Below are 17,092 nucleotides of genomic sequence, written 5' to 3' on the forward strand. Positions count from 1 at the left end.
CAGGCCGGCCGCTGATGGGCCGGCCTGGCTTGCCCATGCCCGCTAATGCCAGACGTGGCAGCACGCGCGCAATGGTCGTAGATGCACTTAAGTGCGATGCCCCGGAACTGCCTGTACGCATAACCGTCCAACCTTAACCACTAGCGTCTCGGAGATTGCCATGCATCGTCCCTTGCTCGTCGCTGTCGCCCTACTTGCCTTATCTGTCGGCAGTGTCCAGGCGCAGACCCTGGTTGCCACCAGCAACATCATCGTGCGCGCGCTGGACCGTACGTTCGACTTCACCTCGGACACCACCACCTCGGTGCGCGACTCGAAAATCGTCCTCGCCGCACGTGACGATGCGGCCAGTTTCGTCGCCTCCCAGGGCGTGATTCGCGGCGCGCAGCTGGAAGCAGCGCTCAGCACCATTCGCAGCCGCGTGCCGGAAGCGCAGCAAGCCTCCGATCAGGTGCTGGCCGAAGCCATTCTCGCCAGGTGAACCTGACCCGCGCCTGGCTGCTGCTACTTGCCCTGCTGGCCAGCAGCAGCCATGCCGGGTTACGCCTGAGCCTTGAGCGCGACGATCTCAGCCAGGGTGAACAGCAGGCCAGCCAGGCGCTGCTGAGCGAGGCCCTCGCGGCCCTGCCAGCCCTGTTCAAGCAGCGCCTGGACCGGCGCGTCCAGGTGCGCTGGCGAGCACTGCCGGCCGAAGTCTACGGTCGCGCCGGACGCTTCAGCGGTATCGAACTGAACAGCCAGTTGCTGCCGTCACTCAGCGACGGCAGCGCCACCACGTCACCCACCCAGCGCCCACATGGCACTGTACGCCGCGAGCTGCTGGCCACCGTGCTGCACGAACTGACCCACCTCTATGATCGTGCACGGCTCTGGCCGCAGGAGGAAAAACGCCTGCAGCACCGCTGCCGACAGCGCCTCGCCAGCCTCGGCCCAATAGGTTTGCCCGACGCCTGCCGCGGCCAGACCGCAAGACGCTTTACCCTCAGCGATGACCCGCATCTGCTCGACCTGGCTGGCTGGCCGCAACGGGTCGGCCGGCGCGGCGCGCGCGAGCAGGCCAACGGCCAGGTGGCGCGCAGCCCGGATGTCTACGAGCTGAGCAACCCACGCGAATTCGTCGCGGTGAACCTCGAGTACTTCCTCCTCGACCCCAGCTACGCCTGTCGCCGGCCTTTACTGGCACGTCATTTCCGCGCGCATTTCGCCGGCTGGGCACCGGCCCAGCAGCCCTGCAGCGACGGCTACGCCTACCTCAACGCCGGCCGCGATTTCGCCCGCCAACCGCTGGGCACGCTCGACCCCGCACGGGTCTACCAGGTCGACTACCTGCTCGCCGAGGCTAACCAGCAATGGGCCAGCCGCTGGGGCCACAGCATGCTGCGTCTGGTGATCTGCGCCCCCGGCCGGCCGCGCGGACCGGATTGCCGCCTCGACCTGGACGAGCACCTGGTGCTGTCCTACCGCGCCTTCGTCGGTGATCTGCAGCTGTCCAGCTGGGGCGGCCTGACCGGCGCCTACCCGTCGCGCCTGTTCGTCCTGCCGCTGGCCCAGGTGATCGAGGAATACACCAAGGTGGAACTGCGCAGCCTGGCCTCGGTGCCGCTGAAGCTCGACCGCGTGCAGCTGGAGGACTTGGTCACCCGTGCCGCCGAACAGCACTGGAGCTACGACGGCGACTACTACTTCATCTCCAATAACTGCGCGGTGGAAACCCTCAAGCTGCTGCGTAGCGGCAGCCAGCACCCGCGCCTGCAGGCGCTTGACAGCATGCTGCCCAACGGTTTGCTCGACACCCTGGTGGCCCGTGATTTGGCCGATCGCAGCGTGCTCGATGACCCGGGCGAAGCTCTGCGCCTGGGCTATCGCTTCGACTCCTTCCGCGACCGCTACCAGGCCATGTTCGCCGTGTTGCAACAGCGCCTGCCGATCGCCCAGACCAGCGTCGAGGACTGGCTGGAGCAGAGCGCCGAGGTCCGGCGGCCCTGGTTCGCCAAGGCCGACCTGCGGGCCAGCGCCGCACTCTTGCTGCTCGAGCAAGCCGCGCTACGCCGCCAATTGTTGCTGGCCCAGGACGAGCTCAAGCGCCGCTACCTCAGCGGTCGCGCGGCCAAGGATCCGAGCCTGAACAAGGCCGGCGGCGCCCTGCAACGAATCCTCGCCAACAGCGGCTTTCTCAGCCGCCCGGCGGAGCTGCTCGAGGGCGGTTATGGCCTGCCGCAACGCGCCGAATGGCAACAGCTGGAAGCCGAGAGCCGCAACCGCCAGCAGCAACTGCACCAGCTCAGCGACGACCTCGACCAGGAAGTGCGCCACTTGCTGGAGCCGGCGCGCCTGGCGGAACTGCAAGCCAACGAAGCCAACCTGGTGCAGCTCGGCGAACACCTGCGCAGGCTGCACAAGGCCAGCGGCGGCCTGATACTGCCATAGGCCGTGCAGGACAGCGGCGGCCCTAACTGGCCGTTGAACAACCACTACGCTTGGCTATGCGGCGTTCGTTATATTTTTCAACGGCCTGCTAAGGGATGTGTTCCTGCTGCTCTTGCGGCAACTGTTCGTCCACATGCAGCCAGGGCAAACGGTTCTGCACCCAGATATGCCGGTCCGCAGGCGCCCGTTGCGGCTGATCCAGGGTGGCGACGGTGATATCCAGGGTTTCCGGGCTGAGCGTGGTGAACAGGGTCAGGTGGGCACCGCAGCTCGGACAGAAACTGCGCGTGCAACTGGCCGACGAGGCGAACTCGCTCGGCGTACCGGCCAGCCAGGCAAAGCTTGCCAGTGGCACGGTGATCCAGGTGGTGAGGATGCCGCCGGTACTGCGTCGGCAGATCGAGCAATGACAATGGGCGATGTCTTGCAAGGGGGCGTGGAATTGGTAGCGCATGGCGCCGCACTGGCAGCCGCCGCAGTGAACCTCGCTCATGATTGCTCCTCCGCTGTCGCGCTTTCTCCAGCCTAGCCGGTCGACGCGCTTGCGTCGCCGCAGCCGGCTGGCCAAGATGGCCGCTGGTCCGATGGCGGGGGTTGCCGTGCTGGAGTTGTTGCTGGCCTTGTGGCCATTGTTCGCCTTGATCGTCGCCGGCTACGCGCTGCGGCGCCTGGACTTCCCCAGCGAAGCCTTCTGGCCCGGTGCCGAGCGGCTGAACTACTTCATCCTGTTTCCCGCCCTGCTGTTCAGCAGCCTGGCCAGGGCGCCGCTGGACAACCCGGCGCTGCCACGCCTGGCCCTGGCGGTGCTGCTCGGCCTGGGCATCGCCTGGCTGGCGCTGCTCCTGTTGCGGCGCCTGCGCGGTTGGCCGGCCGGACGTTTCGGCGCCTTCAGCCAGGGTGCGCTGCGCTTCAACACTTACCTGGGTCTGGCGGCGGTGGGCAGCCTGTATGGCCAGCAAGGCCTGACCCTGGCCGCCTTGATGCTGGCCCTGATGGTGCCCACGGTCAACGTGCTCTCGGTCTGGTCGCTGACTGCCGAACGCGGTGTCAGTGCGCGCAGCCTGCTCCTGCCGATCCTCAAGAACCCGCTGATCCTCGCCTGCCTCGGCGGCGCCCTGATCAACCTCAGCGGGCTCGGCCTGCCCGGCGGCAGCGAGCGCCTGCTCGGCCTGCTCGCCGCCGCCAGCCTGCCGCTCGGCCTGCTCTGCGTCGGTGCCGCGCTCAAGCCCGAGCAACTCGGCGGCGAGATTCCCGCCCTGGCCTGGAACAGCGGCCTGCGCCTGCTGGCCATGCCGCTGCTGGCCTGGGTCGTGGCCTATGGCCTGCGCTTGCCCGTGCTGGAAAGCAGCGTGCTGGTGCTGTTCTTCGCCCTACCGACGGCGCCGACCGCCTATGTGCTGACCCGCCAACTGGGCGGCGACAGCCACCTGATGGCCGGCATCATCACCCTGCAGACGCTGCTGGCGGCCGCGAGCCTACCCTTGCTGCTGATACTGGTGGTGGGCTGAAGGACGAACCCACCGGGCGTTAAATATATTGGACTGCCGTAGATGCTGAAAATAAATTAAAACCCTTTATAAACAACACTATAAGACGTAATTTACCGACAACCAGCATCCATTCCGGCTGGTCATCCACACAAATATCGCACCATTCGTTTGACATATTTTACGGCTTTGGCAGACTGAGCCGGTGTTTCGACGGCCAGTGAGCAGCGCGAACAGGCTCAACCGCCACCCGCTCGGCAAGCCTCTGCCAGCCTGTTGCGCCAGCGCAGGCGCCCGTCGACACCGGCAACAAAAACAGGAAGCAGCGCCACAGCGATGGCCCTTCCTGCACAGCAACGGCAGCTTCTCCCTGCCCCAAGGTGATCTATGTCCAACAACAGCAGTACTACCCCCAACACCTTACGCAAGCCCGTGGTCCTCATGTCCATGGGCACCCAGGAACGTAAAGGCCATGCCTATCAGGTGATGACCCACAAATACATCGCCCCCCTCGTCGAGTTCTCCGCTTGCGTACCGTTGCTGGCACCGACCTGCTTCGGCACCGATGACCTCGAGCAATACCTCGACATGGTCGACGGCGTGTACCTCACTGGCGCCGGCAGCAACATCGACCCAGCGCTCTACAACCAGGAAAACCTGACACCGGACAAGGCCCAGGATCGCGATCGCGACCTGTTCGACCTGCCGCTGATCCGCGCCGCAATTGCGCGCGGCCTGCCGATCTTCGGCATCTGCCGCGGCATGCAGGAAATCAACGTGGCCCTGGGTGGCGACATCCACCAGAAGCTCTATGCCGTCGGCGGCTTCGACGACCACCGCGAGGACTCCAACGACCCGGTGGCAGTGCAATATGGCGAAAGCCATAACGTGCGCCTGGTCCCCGGCAGCTGGCTGGCCGACTTGCTGGCCAAGGATGAGATCACCATCAACTCGCTGCACGGCCAGGGTATCGCCACCCTGGGCGAAGGCCTTGAAGCACTGGCCTACGCCGAAGACGGCCTGATCGAAGCCATCCACGCACCAGCACTGGCGCAATTCACCCTCGCGGTGCAGTGGCACCCGGAATGGCAAACCAGCGAAAACCCCGACTCGGTGAAAATCTTCCAGGCCTTCGGCACGGCCTGCCGCCAGCGCGTGGCGCAGACGGCGGCTAACCCGCGCTAGTGCGCGCTGCTTGGCGGCCGCGCTGCTGCGCGCAGGGGGGCGCTTCGCGGATGAGCCAGCGGCAGTTCTGCTCGCGGCCCTGAGCGCGTGGCTCTGCCCAGCCGCGGCCGACCAGCTTGTTACGGTCCTCAGCGATCCGCCGATGCCAGGTCATCGGCGGATCCTGACCGCCTGGGTATGCGGGTGCGATGGCCCCTGAACAGACCACGCACATCCCACTCATTGAGGTGCTGCGCGTCGACAAGGCTTGAGGCCAGCTGGGCGAGCAGGCGCATTGGTCCACACATTTGGCCGGGTTGCTCAGAATAGCTGGGTCAACGCGCGGCTTGCTGGTCCCGTTGCTGCAGATAGTCATTGAGTATCTGGCGGTACTGGTTGCCCGCCTGCAACCCCGCCAGGCCCTGGTTGAAGGCCAACAGCACCTGCTCGGCGCGCGGGTGACGACGCGATACGATCAGGTGCAAACTTCTTTCGGGAAAAGCGCTCTGCGAGCGACGAAATCGACTGGCAGGCTCGCCCGTGGCTTCCAGCGCGGCCGCGCCAATGGGGCCATTGGCGATAAAGAAATCATCGCGCTGAAGCAGCAGCAAGCGGGCGCACTCGTTCAGTCCCGCGGGCGCATGACGGGCCAGCAATCCACTTTCGACCATGCTCTGGATGGCCACCGGCAACTGCCAGCCGAGCGGGTAGCACAGGCGCTTGCCGGCCAGCGCCGGCAGGTCGTCGACCTCGTAGACCTCGCCAGCCCGGCTGAACAGCTGCGCCCTGACCACCAGCAGCGGATTGGAGAACAGGTAGTCCTGCTCCATCACCTGCGAGCGCATGTAGGGGAAGGTAGCGTCGTACTGTGCCTCCAGAGTCATGCGCAGGCCGCGGTTCCAGGGTCGCCAGTCCAGCGTGCTGCTGGCCCGACCCTGACTGAAAGCGGTCTGCACCACTTGGGAGAGGAGGCCGCCGCCGGGCAATGCCTTGCCGGTAAAAGGTGCATAGCCATCTCCGGTGACCAGCCTCAGCGGCTCGGCCGCTGCCCAGAGCGGCATGCACAGAGTCGAGAACAGCAGCACCAGCACGTCAATTCTCATCGATACCCAATCCCTTCGATAGCTGGCATATGGCTGCACTTGCCAACACCAGCGGCGGCGCACCAGCGCTATCCGGTGACCCGGCGGAGTCGGTGCTACTCACCCTATCAGCCGAGTTCTCAGTCGAACAGTGCCAATTGGCCAGTGCCACTATCCTCCGGCGGTGGCGGCGGCAATGGCAGATGCGCCAGGCGCTCGGCCAGCCCCGCCGCGCGCTCGGCGCGGGTCGCCACCGCCTCGGCCAGGCGTGCCGGCAGGCCCCATATTTCCACCTTGTGCTTGGCCCGGGTGATGCCGGTGTAGAACAGGCTGCGGCTCAGCAGCGGGCTGGGTTGCTCGGGCAGGGCCAGCAGCACTTCGCTGAATTCCGAGCCCTGGCTCTTGTGCACGGTCATGGCGAAGGCACTGTCGTGACTCGGCAGGCGGGCCGGGGCGAAGGGGCGATAACCGTCCTCGCTTTCGAAGAACACCCGCAGGCCATGTTCGCTGTGCAGGCAGATGCCGATATCGCCATTGAACAGGCCGAGGGCGTAGTCGTTCTGCCGCACCATCACCGGCCGGCCGACGTACCAGCGTTCGCGGCTGGCGACCTGGCTACGCCTTTTCACCCGCGCTTCCAGCGCTTCGTTGATCCCGGCCACGCCCCAGGGGCCTTCGCGCTGGGCGCAGAGGGCACGGAAGTCGTTGAAGGCGGCGAAGGCCGCCTGTGGATCGGCGCTTTTTGCCGCGGCGAGAAAGGGCGCATAACCGCGGTCCAGTCGTTCGAGCAGATCGGCGGGGGTCGGCTGGGCATTCCAGGCCAGGTCGCTGCGCTGTTCTTTGAGCAACTTCAGGGTGCCGCTGACGTCGCCGCCGTTGATCCGCCGCGCCAGCTCGCCGATGCCGCTGTCGCCGGCAAACCGGTGGCTGTGGGTCAGCAGCACCACGGCATCGCCCAGGCGCGAACTCGGCTGGGCGACCGCTACCTGCTGGCCGGTGATGCGTTGCAGGTCGGCGGCCGCCTGGGCGTCGAAGCCGCGGCCCTCGCACAGTTCGGCGAACACCGCGCCGGCTTCCACCGCGCAGAGCTGGTCCTTGTCGCCGAGCAGGATCAGCCGGGCGCTCGGCGGCAGGGCGTCGACCAGCTTGGCCATCAGCGCCAGGTCGACCATCGAGGCTTCGTCGACCACCAGCACGTCCAGCGCCAGCGGGTTGGCCGCGTTATGGCGCACCTGCGGGCTGTCGCCACGGCTGCCGAGCAGGCGGTGCAGGGTGCGCGCCTCATCCGGCAGGGCAGCCTTGATTGCTTCGTCGATCGGCAGGCTGGCCTTGGCAGTGCGGATCGCCTCGGCCATGCGCGCCGCCGCCTTGCCGGTGGGTGCGGCCAGGCCGATGGCCATTCGCTCACCGCCGGGTTGTTCGAGTAACGCGGCGAGCAGGCGCACCACGGTGGTGGTCTTGCCGGTGCCGGGGCCACCGGAGATCACCGCCAGCTTGCGCCGTACCGCCTGGGCCGCGGCCAGGCGCTGCCAGTCAGGTTGCTGGACGTTGAAGGCGAACAGACGGGTCAGGCTTGCGCTGAGCTGGGCCTCGTCGACTCTCGGCAGATCGGCCGCACGGCTGAGCAGCTGCTCGGCGAGCTGGCGTTCGTAGGCCTGGTAGCGCGCCAGATAGAGCCGCCCGTGGTCAAGGATCAGCGGGCTGAAGTCGCCGTCGCCACCGACCAGCGAGGAGGCCTGCAGGTGCGCCTGCCACTCGGCCAGGGCCGGCAGACAGAAGGCGTGGTCCACCCAGGGTCGCTGCCCGGCCCGCCGCGCCAGCAGCAGACAGACGTCGCCGTTATCCAGCGCCGCACAGAGCAGGGCCGCCGAGACCAGCACCAGCGGCTCGGCGCTCGGGTCGAGGCGCCGCAGGCTGTCGACCAGGGCACGTTCCAGCGGGCCGAGGGGCAGGTCGGCAAGGTTCATGGGGCGGTATTCCATCATTTACCCTCCTCGAACAGCCGATCCAACGCATCCAGCAAACCATCCTCCGGCCGCGAGAAATACACCCCGGCGCCGGGCATGCCGCGCAGGAACAGGTAGTAGGCACCGCCCAACTGGCTGCCGTCGAAGTCGCCCAGGCGCTGGCGCAGGAAGCGCCGCAGCGCCACCAGGTAGATCAGGTATTGCAGGTAGTAATGCTCGCCGGCCAGGGCCTGGAGCAGGCGTTCGCCGCCGTAGTAGCTGGCGTCCGGGCCGAGCCAGTTGGACTTGTAATCGGCGATGTACCAGCGGCCGTCGTGCTCGAAGGTCAGGTCGATAAAGCCCTTGAGGAAGCCCTTGAGGCTGTCGAACTCCAGACGGGCGGCCGCTTCGCGCATCGGCGCGGCCAGCCCATGGGCCGGATCGGTGAGGATCGCACGCAGGCGCTGCAGGTCGAGGTTGGCCACCGGGAAGGTGAAGCCCAGTTCCGGCAGGCGCCGCGCCGACTGCAGGCTGGCCAGGGTCAGGCCGGCACCGTTGAGGTCGCTGTCGATCACCAGCTGCAACTGATTCAGCGCTACCTCGCTCCAGTCGCCGCTGATGCCATGACCGCGCAGCGCCGGCTCGATCAGCTCGGCCAACGGCGCCTTGCCGCGCGCCCAGTCCTCCAGGATCGCGTGCAGACAAGTACCGGCGCGGGCGCCGCGGGGGAAGGCGAAGAAGCCGCTACCCGGCTCGCTGGCCGCGGGCAGCACCAGGCTGTCGCGGTCCGGCGCTTCCATGTGCATGCCGGAAGCCAGGCCGGAGAAGCTGCCGATGCGCCAGGCGCTGTGCAGGCTGCGGTTCATGCTGTCCAGCTGCCGAGGCGGCGGCGCGCGGCGTTCACCGGCGGCGCTGGCTTCGCTCTCGCGCAGCGCTTGCACGGCCATATGGCCGTGGCTGGCGCCCACCAGTTGCTCGATTTCGCCGCGCAGGCCGCTGGGGCTGAGCGCTTGCAGATGGCCGGCGAGTTCGCCCAGGGCATCCTCGCCCGGCAACTGGCGACCATGCAGCAGCCAGGCCAGGGCACTGCTGTGCAGGCCGGCCTCGTTGAGCGTGCCGTCCTTTTTCGGCTTGCAGTCCACCGGCCCCCAGTGCAGCCAGAGGCGGTCGCGGGCCCGGGTCAGGGCCACGTAAGTCAGGCGCAGGCGCTCGGCGAAACGCTCGTGGCGGGCGCGCTCGCGGTGCGTGTCGAAGTCGTCGCCACCCAAATCGAGCAACGGCGCGCCGTCATCGGCATGGCAGGTGATGTCTTCGCTCTGGCGCAGCAAGGCGCCGTCCCACAGGTAGGGGCAGAACACCAGGGGGTATTCCAGGCCCTTGGCGGTGTGGATGGTGACGATCTGCACCCGCTCGGCATCGCTTTCCAGACGCAGCAGGGCTTCTTCGCCGTGGCTCTCGGTGCTGCGCTGGGCATTGAACCAGCTCAGCAGTTGCTCCAGACCCGGCCGCTGCAGGCTCTCGCTCTGCAGCAGTTCGGCCAGGTGCAGCAGGTTGGTCAGGCGGCGTTCGCCATCGACCAGAGCGAGCAGCCGTGGCGCCACTTGCTGCTCGTCCAGCCAGGCACGGAAGGCGCGCATGAAACCCTGCTGCTGCCAGAGCTGGTGGTAGCGCTCGGCGGCTTCGCGTTCGCTATCCCAGGCCTGGGCGTCGTCCTGGCAGGCGGCCAGATCGGCGGCGCTGCGCCCGAGCAGGCGGCTGGCCAGGGCATAGCGCAGCGCGCCTTCGCGGCCCGGCTCGGCATAGGCGGCCAGCACCGCGGCCAGCTCGCCGGCCTCTTCGCTGTGCCAGACGTTTTCCTTGCCGCGGCGCACGCTGGGCACCCCGCGCGCCGCCAGTTCGGCGGCGACTTCCCCGGCCTGGCGGTGGCTGGCGACCAATACGGCGATATCGCCGCCCTTCAGCGGAGTCCGCTCGCCCGACTCCTCGAAATAGGCCTCGCCGCGGCTGCTCGCCGCCAGCAAGGCGGCGATGCGCCGGGCCGTATCGCGGGCGACCAGGGTGCCGGCTTCGCCCTTGCCGAGGTAATCGTCGTCCAGCCAGACCAGAGCCAAGGGTGCGTCCTGCTCCGCATCGACCACCGGCAGCACCAGCTGCGCCCGCGCCCGCTGGCTGGCGCCGACTGGCGGATAGGCCAGGCCCCTTTCGGCGAAGGGCATGGGCCGGTCGAACAGCTGGTTGAGCGCGGCGATCAGCTCGGGGGTGGAGCGGTGGTTGGTGGCCAGGCTGTACTGGCGCGCCGCTTCGTCGCGAGCCTTGAGGTAGGTGGCCAGATCGGCGCCGCGAAACGCATAGATCGCCTGCTTCGGATCGCCGACGAAGCACAGGTCGCCCTGGTGTTCATAGATGCGCCGGAACACCTGGTACTGCACCGGGTCGGTGTCCTGGAATTCGTCGATCAGCGCCACCGGGTACTGCTCGCGCAGGGTCCCGGCCAGGTGGTCGCCGCCCTCGCCGTAGAGGCCCTGCTGCAGCTTGTTGAGCAGGTCGTCGAAGGCCAGCAGGCGCTGGGCGGCCTTGCGCTGTGGCAGTTGTTCGTTGAGCTGGCCGATCAGGCGTACCTGCAGGTCGATCAGACGCTGCTCGGCTTCGGGCTGTGCGGTCTGCAGGGCTGCGCACAGGCCTTGCAGGGCATCGGCCAGCGGGCTATCCGGCGCGCTTTCGCCTTTCTTGCTGGCCTTGGCCAGACCTTCACGCGCCAGGCGCTGGTGCGCCTCGGTCTTGCTGAACAGCGCGGCGGAGTCGCTGAAGTAGCCGTCCAGCTCGGCCTGCCAGACGCCGAGCTTGGCCGGGTTGCACATATTGCTCTTGAAGCCGGCGAACGCCTTGAGCTGCTGCAGCCATTCACCGCTCAGTTGCTGCCAGCAGTCCCGCGCGTGCTGCCAGGCGTTGCGCAGGCCGCTCATCTCGCTGCTGGCCCCGGGCTGCGGCTCGATGCGCAGGTAGGGTTTGCCCAGGTGATTGCGCAGGCGCTGGCGCAGGCTCTGCGGGGTCAATTTGTGCTGCACCAGAAAGGCCGCCCACTCCGGCTCGGCGGCGGCCAGCTCATGGCGCCAGAGGTCGGCGAGCAGGGCGTCGAGAATCTCGCGGTCGTCGTGGGTCAGCTCGTTGTCAAAATCGCCGCCGGCCTCGAACGCGGCGTCCTGCAGCGCACGCTGGCAGAAGCCGTGAATGGTGAAGATCGCCGCCTCGTCGAAGCCATGCACCGCCAGCAGCAGGCGCCGATGACTGGCGGCATCCGGGTACTCGCCGTGCAGGCGATTGAGCAGCTCATCGCTGCCGGGGCCGTTGTCGTAGACCGCCAGCAACTCGGCCAGACGCAGGCGAATGCGCTCGCGCAATTCGGCGGTGGCCGCGGTGGTGAAGGTCACCACCAGGATCTGGCTGACGCTGAGGCGCTTTTCCAGCAGCAGGCGGGCGTAGAGCGCGGTCAGGGTCCAGGTCTTGCCGGTGCCGGCGCTGGCCTCGATCAGCGAGCGACCGGCGAAGCTGTCGTGCAGCAGGTCCAGCGGTGCGCTCGTCATGCCTCGTCCTCGTCACTGCCGTGCAGGGCATCCAGCGCCGGGCCATAGAGTTGTTCGGCGAGCGCTTCGAAGCGCTCGTCCAGCGGCTCGCGGTCGCGGAAGGCCAGGGCGTTCCAGGGGTCCTGACCTTCGCCGCTCATGTAGTCGTTGCCTTGCCACATCACCCGCGCTTCGCTGCGCGCGGCGTCGAGCGGCTCCTTGCGCCCGGGCTTGCGCCATTTGCGGGCGAAGCCATAACTGCACTTGGCCAGCACCGGCAGCGGTTCGCACAGGGCGCTCTTGTAGGCCTCGAGCCAGGGTTCGAGCAGTTCGAACGGGTTGCTCAGCGGGCCCAGGCGCCATTCGCTTTTCGGCGACAGCAGGCGGCTGTCGCGGGCGATGCCCGCGGTGGCGGCGCAGTTGAGCAGCAGGTGGCGCAGCCAGAACGGCGCCAGCTCCCAGGCGCCGAGGTCGCGCAGGCGGTAGTCGAACAGGCCGCTGGCGCTGACCCCGTCGAGCCAGCCGTGGATGCGCACACCGGCCAGCCGGATATCCACCAGCAGCGGTTGCGGCGCATCACTCGGGCGCTCGTCGAACAGGGTCGGGGCGAAGGCACGGATCGGCCCACGAATCTGCCCCCAGTGGGCCTGGCCCAGTTCGCCCACCGGCAGCCAGCCGGAGGCGGCGGCCACGCTGCGCTCCTCGCGCTCGCACCAGCCCTGCTCGACGGCCCGCAGCGCCAGCTGGCGCAGGCCGTGCTGGCTGGTCCATTCGACGCTGAAGGGTTCGTCGCCGGCCAGGGCTTCTTCGCTTTGCGCCAGACGCAGGCCGAGGCGCTGTTCCAGCAGGTAGCGCGCCGGGTGCTTGAAGCAGTGGATCAACTGACTGGGTTCCAGGCACAGCGGATCGCCGCCCGGCCCGTCCTGATCTGGCGCGGCCAGGGTGCTGGCGAAGGGCTGCGGCGCTTCGACCGCCTCGCTCAAGCGCTGGGCGGCGCGGAACCAGGGCGCGGCGAAACCGGCCTGGGCGCCACCGACGAAGTTGCCGGCGGCGAAGGGCTGCAGCGGATGCTGGTGGGTGATGTGGGCGCTGGCTTTTGCCGTCTGCGGATCGACGCAGACCGCGGTGAGATCGATGACATCCAGCAGTTCGCTGACCAGCACCGAGGGTGGCAGTTCGGCGTTGCTGCGCGGGTCGCGGCCGACGTAGCTGAGGTACAGGCCGCCACGTGCCGAGAGCAGGGTTTCCAGCAGCAGGTAACGGTCGTCGAGGCGCCGGGCGCGGTCGCCACGCCGGGGTTTCTGGCCGATCAGGTCGAAGCCGGCGGCCGGGGTGCGCCGTGGCAGGGCGCCGTCGTCCAGGCCGAGCAGGCAGACCAGGCGGAACGGCAGGCTACGCATCGGCACCATGGTGCAGAAGGTCACCGCGCCGGTGAGAAAGCCCGAGGCGCCGCCGCCCTGCTCAAGCGCCGAGGTCAGTTGCTGGCGGATCAGCGCCAGCTCCAGCGGCCGCTCGATGCCGGACGCCAGCGCCTGATCCTGCAGCGCCGCACAGGCTCTGGAGAGCAAAAGCAGGGTGTCGCCGGCCTCGCGCTCGTCGAACAGGTCGTCGACCAGCTGCACCAGGGTCGCGGCCCATTCGCTCAGGCTGCGTGGGCGTTGCAGGCTCTGGGCCAGGGCGGCCAGGCGCTCGACGAAGGCGACCAGGCGCCCGAGCAACTGGGCGCGGCCACCTTCCAGGGCATCCAGCGGCCAGCTGGCGCCAAGCAGGGGCGCATGCGAGCCGGCCAGTTGCGGCGGCGCGACGAAGCCCAGCAGCAGGCGGTCCAGACCCTGGCGCCAGGTAAAGGCGCTGTCGGCCGGCAGACCCAGTTGCTGGCGATGGTCGCCGTCGCGGCCCCAGCGCACCCCGGCGTCGCGCAGCCAGTCGCGCAGCAGCGGCAGGTCCTCGGCTTCGATACCGGCGCGGCGGGCGAGCGCCGGCTGCTCCAGCCAGGCGAGGATTTCCTCGGCGGCAAAGCGGCTGTCGGGCAGGGCCAGCAGGTTGAGAAAGGCTTCGATCAGCGGGACTTCCGCGCGCAGGCTGCGGTCGGCCAGGCTGAAGGGAATGCGGGGTCCGGCCGTCCGGGGGGCGGCCGTCCGCGGCGCGCCGCTTTTGGCCGCGAAAATCGCCTCGATATAGGGTGCGTAACGCTCGATATCCGGGGTCAGCACCACCACCTGGTCCGGGGTCAGCTCGGGCTCGGCGGCAAAGCGGGCGAGCAACTGGTCATGCAGGATTTCCACCTCGCGTAGCGGCGAGTGGGCGATATGCAGCTCCAGCGAGCGGTCGTCCTCGCGCAACAGCAGGCGTTCATCAACCTGGCGGGTGCGCAGACGCAGGATGTCGTTCTGCAGGGCCTGCAACAGGCTGGCGTCGTGCAGGTCGTCATCCTCGGAGTACAGGCCGGTTTCCTGGCTGCCTTCGGCCGAGGCCAGGGAGAACAGGCTGTCGAAGAAGTCACGACCCTGCTTGCCCAGGCTGGCCAATAGCGGATGGCCGACGTCCAGGTACCAGTCGTCTGGGCTCAGCTCGGGCTGGCGGGCCAGCTCGCGGATATCGCGAATCTCGCCCCAGGCCTCGCGGCAGGGGTTGAGGGCGAAGATCACCACCTCGGTGTGCCGCGCCAGGCCTTCGAGCACGCGCAGGTGGTGGGTCGGCAGGCTGCTGATGCCAAACACCAGCAGGCGCTCGGGCAGCTCGGCGATGGGCGTATCGTCGTACAGGCGGCGCAGCAGGTCGTCGAGCAGGCGCGCGCGATGCGGATGGCCATCGCGGGTCAGCTCGCGCCAGAGCAGCGCCTGCCAGGCTTCGTCGGGGCCGAGGCCGAGCAGTTCGTTGCGCTCCCAGGCGGCCAGCCAGTCGTCGCGATACAGCAGGTATTGGTCGAATACGTCGGCGATCTTGCTGGCCAACGACAGGCGCCGACGCTCATCGCCGCCCTCCAGGTAATGCGCCAGGCGCGGCGCTTCGGCGAGGTTTTGCGGCTCGCACAGCCAATCGTAGAGGCGCCAGGCAAGCGTGCTGGGCGCGAACGCCGACTGCTCGGGCAACTGGCCCAGGACCAGGCGCGACAGGTCCCAGACGAACTTGGCCGGCAACTGCACCTCGAGCTGCATGGCGATGCCCTGCTTGCGCGCCAGTTCCAGGGTCAGCCAACGGCCCATGCCCTGGCTCGGCACCACCACCAGCGCCGGGGCGAAGGGCTCACGCAGCGGCTGGGCGAGCAGGGTGGTGGCCAGTTCGCCGAGAGTTTCCAAGTCGGGAGCGTGATAAAGGTTGAGCATGGTGGGCACTGCATCCGTGGCGAAGCGCTAGGTTAACCAGTCTGGCGGCGCGGGGCGACCGCCAGTGCTAGGATGCAGCGTACAAGGCCAGGAGGCGCGATGAACGACACGACCGACGATGCAGCGGATGTATTCCCCTATCTGCAACTACTCTACGAGCGTGGCGGTTCGGATCTGTTCTTCAGTGTCGGCGCGCCGCCGCACATGAAGCTCGAGGGCCACAGCCAACCGGTCGGCGAACGCGTGCTGCAGGCCGGCGAGGTGCAGCGGCAAGCCTACCAGTTGATGACCCAGAAACAGATCATGGAGTTCGAGCGCGATCTGGAGATGAACCTGGCGGTCAGCGTGCAGAACGCCGGGCGCTTTCGGGTCAACGTCTACTACCAGCGCGGCGAAGTGAGCATGGTGGTGCGCCTGATCAAGAGCCAGATCCCCGACTTCACGGCACTCGGCCTGCCCAAACTGCTGGAGAAACTCAGCTTGCAGGATCGCGGCCTGATCCTCATGGTCGGCGCGGCCGGCTCCGGCAAGTCGACCACCCTGGCGGCCATGCTGGATTTCCGCAACCGCCACAAGAGCGGGCATATCGTCTGTATCGAAGACCCCATCGAGTTCCTCCATAAACACCAGAAATCGATCATCGACCAGCGCGAAGTCGGCCTGGACACCCACAGCTTCGCCGACGCCCTGCGCAACGTGCTGCGCGAGGCGCCGGACGTGATCATGCTCGGCGAGATCCGCGATGCCGCGACCATGCAGCACGCCCTGCACTACGCGGAAACCGGTCACCTGTGCCTGGCCACCCTGCATGCCACCAGCAGCAGCCACGCCATCGAGCGGATCGTGCGCTTCTTTCCAGACGAGGCACGCAAGCAGGTCCTGGCCGACCTGGCGCAGAATTTAATGGCGGTGATCGGCCAGCGCCTGGTCCCCGGCGTGGCGCAGAAACGCGTGGCCGCGGTGGAGTTGATGCTGGCCACCCCCTATATCCGCGACCTGATCCAGCGCGACCAGCTGGAGGATCTGCGCGAAGCCACGGCGCGGGCGCTGGAGCAGGGCCTGCAGACCTTCGACCAACACCTCTACCAACTGCTCGAAGCCGGCCGGATCACCCTGGCCGAAGCGCTCAAGTTCGCCGATTCGCGCACCGATCTGAGCCTCAAGGTCAAGCTGCAACGTGGCTTCGCGGCCGAGGATGGCGAGCTCAAGGTATTGCGCGACAGCTGAGCCGGGCCATGCCACTTAGGTGCAAGTGCCGGCCGGGAGCGCTTCTGCCACCCTGGCGCCCAGCAGTCCAATGAGGAGATCGCAATGCCCACCCTGGCCTTCGATGTATACGGCACCCTGATCGACCCCAGCGATGTTACCCGGCAACTGCGCACGACACTCGGTGAGCGCGCCGAGGGCTTCTACCAGAGCTGGCGCGACAAGCAGCTGGAGTACAGCTTCCGCCGCGGCCTGATGGGCGCCTACGTGGATTTTGCCCAGTGCACCCGTGAGGCCCTGGCCTTTGTTTGTGCGCAGGCCCAGGCCCCGTTCGACGCCGCGGCGCAACAGGGCTTGCTGGAGGCCTGGAACCACCTGCCGGCCTTCGCCGACAGCGCCCCCGGGCTGGTCGCCCTGCAGCAACGCGGAATACGCCTGTATGCCTTCTCCAATGGCAGCCAGGCGGCAGTCGGCGCCCTGCTCGAACAGGCCGGTCTGGCGGAGTTCTTCGACGAAATCGTCAGCGTCGAGGCGGTACACAACTTCAAGCCGGCGCCGCTGGTTTACCAGCATCTGCTGAGCCGCACCGGCAGCGCCGCCGCAACGACCTGGCTGGTCTCCAGCAACCCCTTCGACGTGCTCGGGGCAAGCCACGCAGGCCTGCGCAGCGCCTGGGTCAGACGCAGCGAACAGGCCCAGTTCGATCCCTGGGGCATCGAGCCGGATCTGCAGGTCGCCAGCTTGCTACAACTGGCCGAACGCCTGCCCGGCTGAGCCGCCGCCCTGCCCTCGGCGGCTGGCGCGAACGCCAATCGCCGACTACAGCTTAAGACAGGTCCGGTAAAAACTATTCGACCCTGGGCCAACGCTATCGACCCGGGCCCAGCGCCGCGG

The 17,092-nt window shown here is 67.8% G+C and carries 11 protein-coding genes; 6 read left to right on the forward strand and 5 right to left on the reverse strand.

Going from position 1 to position 17,092, the window contains the following annotated elements:
• Nucleotides 1-160 precede the first annotated feature (160 nt).
• Entirely contained in the window at nucleotides 161-481 is a 321-nt protein-coding gene (locus PH586_RS09750) for a DUF2388 domain-containing protein (RefSeq protein WP_271347574.1), read from the forward strand.
• Nucleotides 482-483: 2 nt separating this feature from the next.
• Nucleotides 484-2,427, forward strand: coding sequence for a DUF7844 domain-containing protein (locus PH586_RS09755; RefSeq protein WP_456300313.1), 1,944 nt, complete (start codon nucleotides 484-486; stop codon nucleotides 2,425-2,427).
• Between the two features lie 88 nt (nucleotides 2,428-2,515).
• Here the strand turns inward: PH586_RS09755 and PH586_RS09760 are convergent, their stop codons facing one another.
• Nucleotides 2,516-2,920 (reverse strand): GFA family protein, encoded by a 405-nt coding sequence (locus tag PH586_RS09760; RefSeq protein WP_271347576.1) that lies wholly within the window; start codon nucleotides 2,918-2,920, stop codon nucleotides 2,516-2,518.
• A gap of 76 nt (nucleotides 2,921-2,996) precedes the next feature.
• Between PH586_RS09760 and PH586_RS09765 the strand changes: the two genes are divergently transcribed.
• Nucleotides 2,997-3,935, forward strand: coding sequence for an AEC family transporter (locus tag PH586_RS09765; protein WP_271347954.1), 939 nt, complete (start codon nucleotides 2,997-2,999; stop codon nucleotides 3,933-3,935).
• A 366-nt stretch (nucleotides 3,936-4,301) separates the two neighbouring features.
• Complete coding sequence (locus PH586_RS09770; protein WP_271347577.1) at nucleotides 4,302-5,099, forward strand: gamma-glutamyl-gamma-aminobutyrate hydrolase family protein; 798 nt, start codon at nucleotides 4,302-4,304, stop codon at nucleotides 5,097-5,099.
• Nucleotides 5,100-5,413: 314 nt separating this feature from the next.
• On the opposite strand, the gene PH586_RS09775 is transcribed toward PH586_RS09770, so the two are convergent.
• The 4 genes from PH586_RS09775 to recC form a co-directional block, all read right to left on the reverse strand.
• Nucleotides 5,414-6,181 carry a substrate-binding periplasmic protein gene (locus PH586_RS09775; protein WP_271347578.1) on the reverse strand — a complete coding sequence of 256 codons (768 nt, stop codon included), beginning with the start codon at nucleotides 6,179-6,181 and terminating at the stop codon, nucleotides 5,414-5,416.
• 119 nt (nucleotides 6,182-6,300) lie between these two features.
• A complete protein-coding gene (recD, locus tag PH586_RS09780; protein WP_271347955.1) occupies nucleotides 6,301-8,127 on the reverse strand; it encodes an exodeoxyribonuclease V subunit alpha in 1,827 nt (608 codons plus the stop codon).
• A 14-nt stretch (nucleotides 8,128-8,141) separates the two neighbouring features.
• Nucleotides 8,142-11,687 carry an exodeoxyribonuclease V subunit beta gene (gene recB / locus PH586_RS09785; protein WP_271347579.1) on the reverse strand — a complete coding sequence of 1,182 codons (3,546 nt, stop codon included), beginning with the start codon at nucleotides 11,685-11,687 and terminating at the stop codon, nucleotides 8,142-8,144.
• Nucleotides 11,684-14,992, reverse strand: a complete 3,309-nt coding sequence (recC, locus tag PH586_RS09790; RefSeq protein ID WP_271347580.1) for an exodeoxyribonuclease V subunit gamma — start codon at nucleotides 14,990-14,992, stop codon at nucleotides 11,684-11,686. Before recC ends, recB begins: the two co-directional genes overlap by 4 nt.
• Nucleotides 14,993-15,091: 99 nt before the next feature.
• On the opposite strand from recC, the gene PH586_RS09795 reads away from it, so the two are divergent.
• Nucleotides 15,092-16,219 (forward strand): PilT/PilU family type 4a pilus ATPase, encoded by a 1,128-nt coding sequence (locus PH586_RS09795; RefSeq protein ID WP_271347581.1) that lies wholly within the window; start codon nucleotides 15,092-15,094, stop codon nucleotides 16,217-16,219.
• Nucleotides 16,220-16,303: 84 nt separating this feature from the next.
• Nucleotides 16,304-16,972, forward strand: a complete 669-nt coding sequence (locus PH586_RS09800) for a haloacid dehalogenase type II (protein ID WP_271347582.1) — start codon at nucleotides 16,304-16,306, stop codon at nucleotides 16,970-16,972.
• The last annotated feature ends 120 nt before the right edge of the window (nucleotides 16,973-17,092 follow it).

It is taken from the genome of Pseudomonas aestuarii (assembly GCF_027988105.1).
Taxonomy (GTDB): domain Bacteria; phylum Pseudomonadota; class Gammaproteobacteria; order Pseudomonadales; family Pseudomonadaceae; genus Aquipseudomonas; species Aquipseudomonas aestuarii.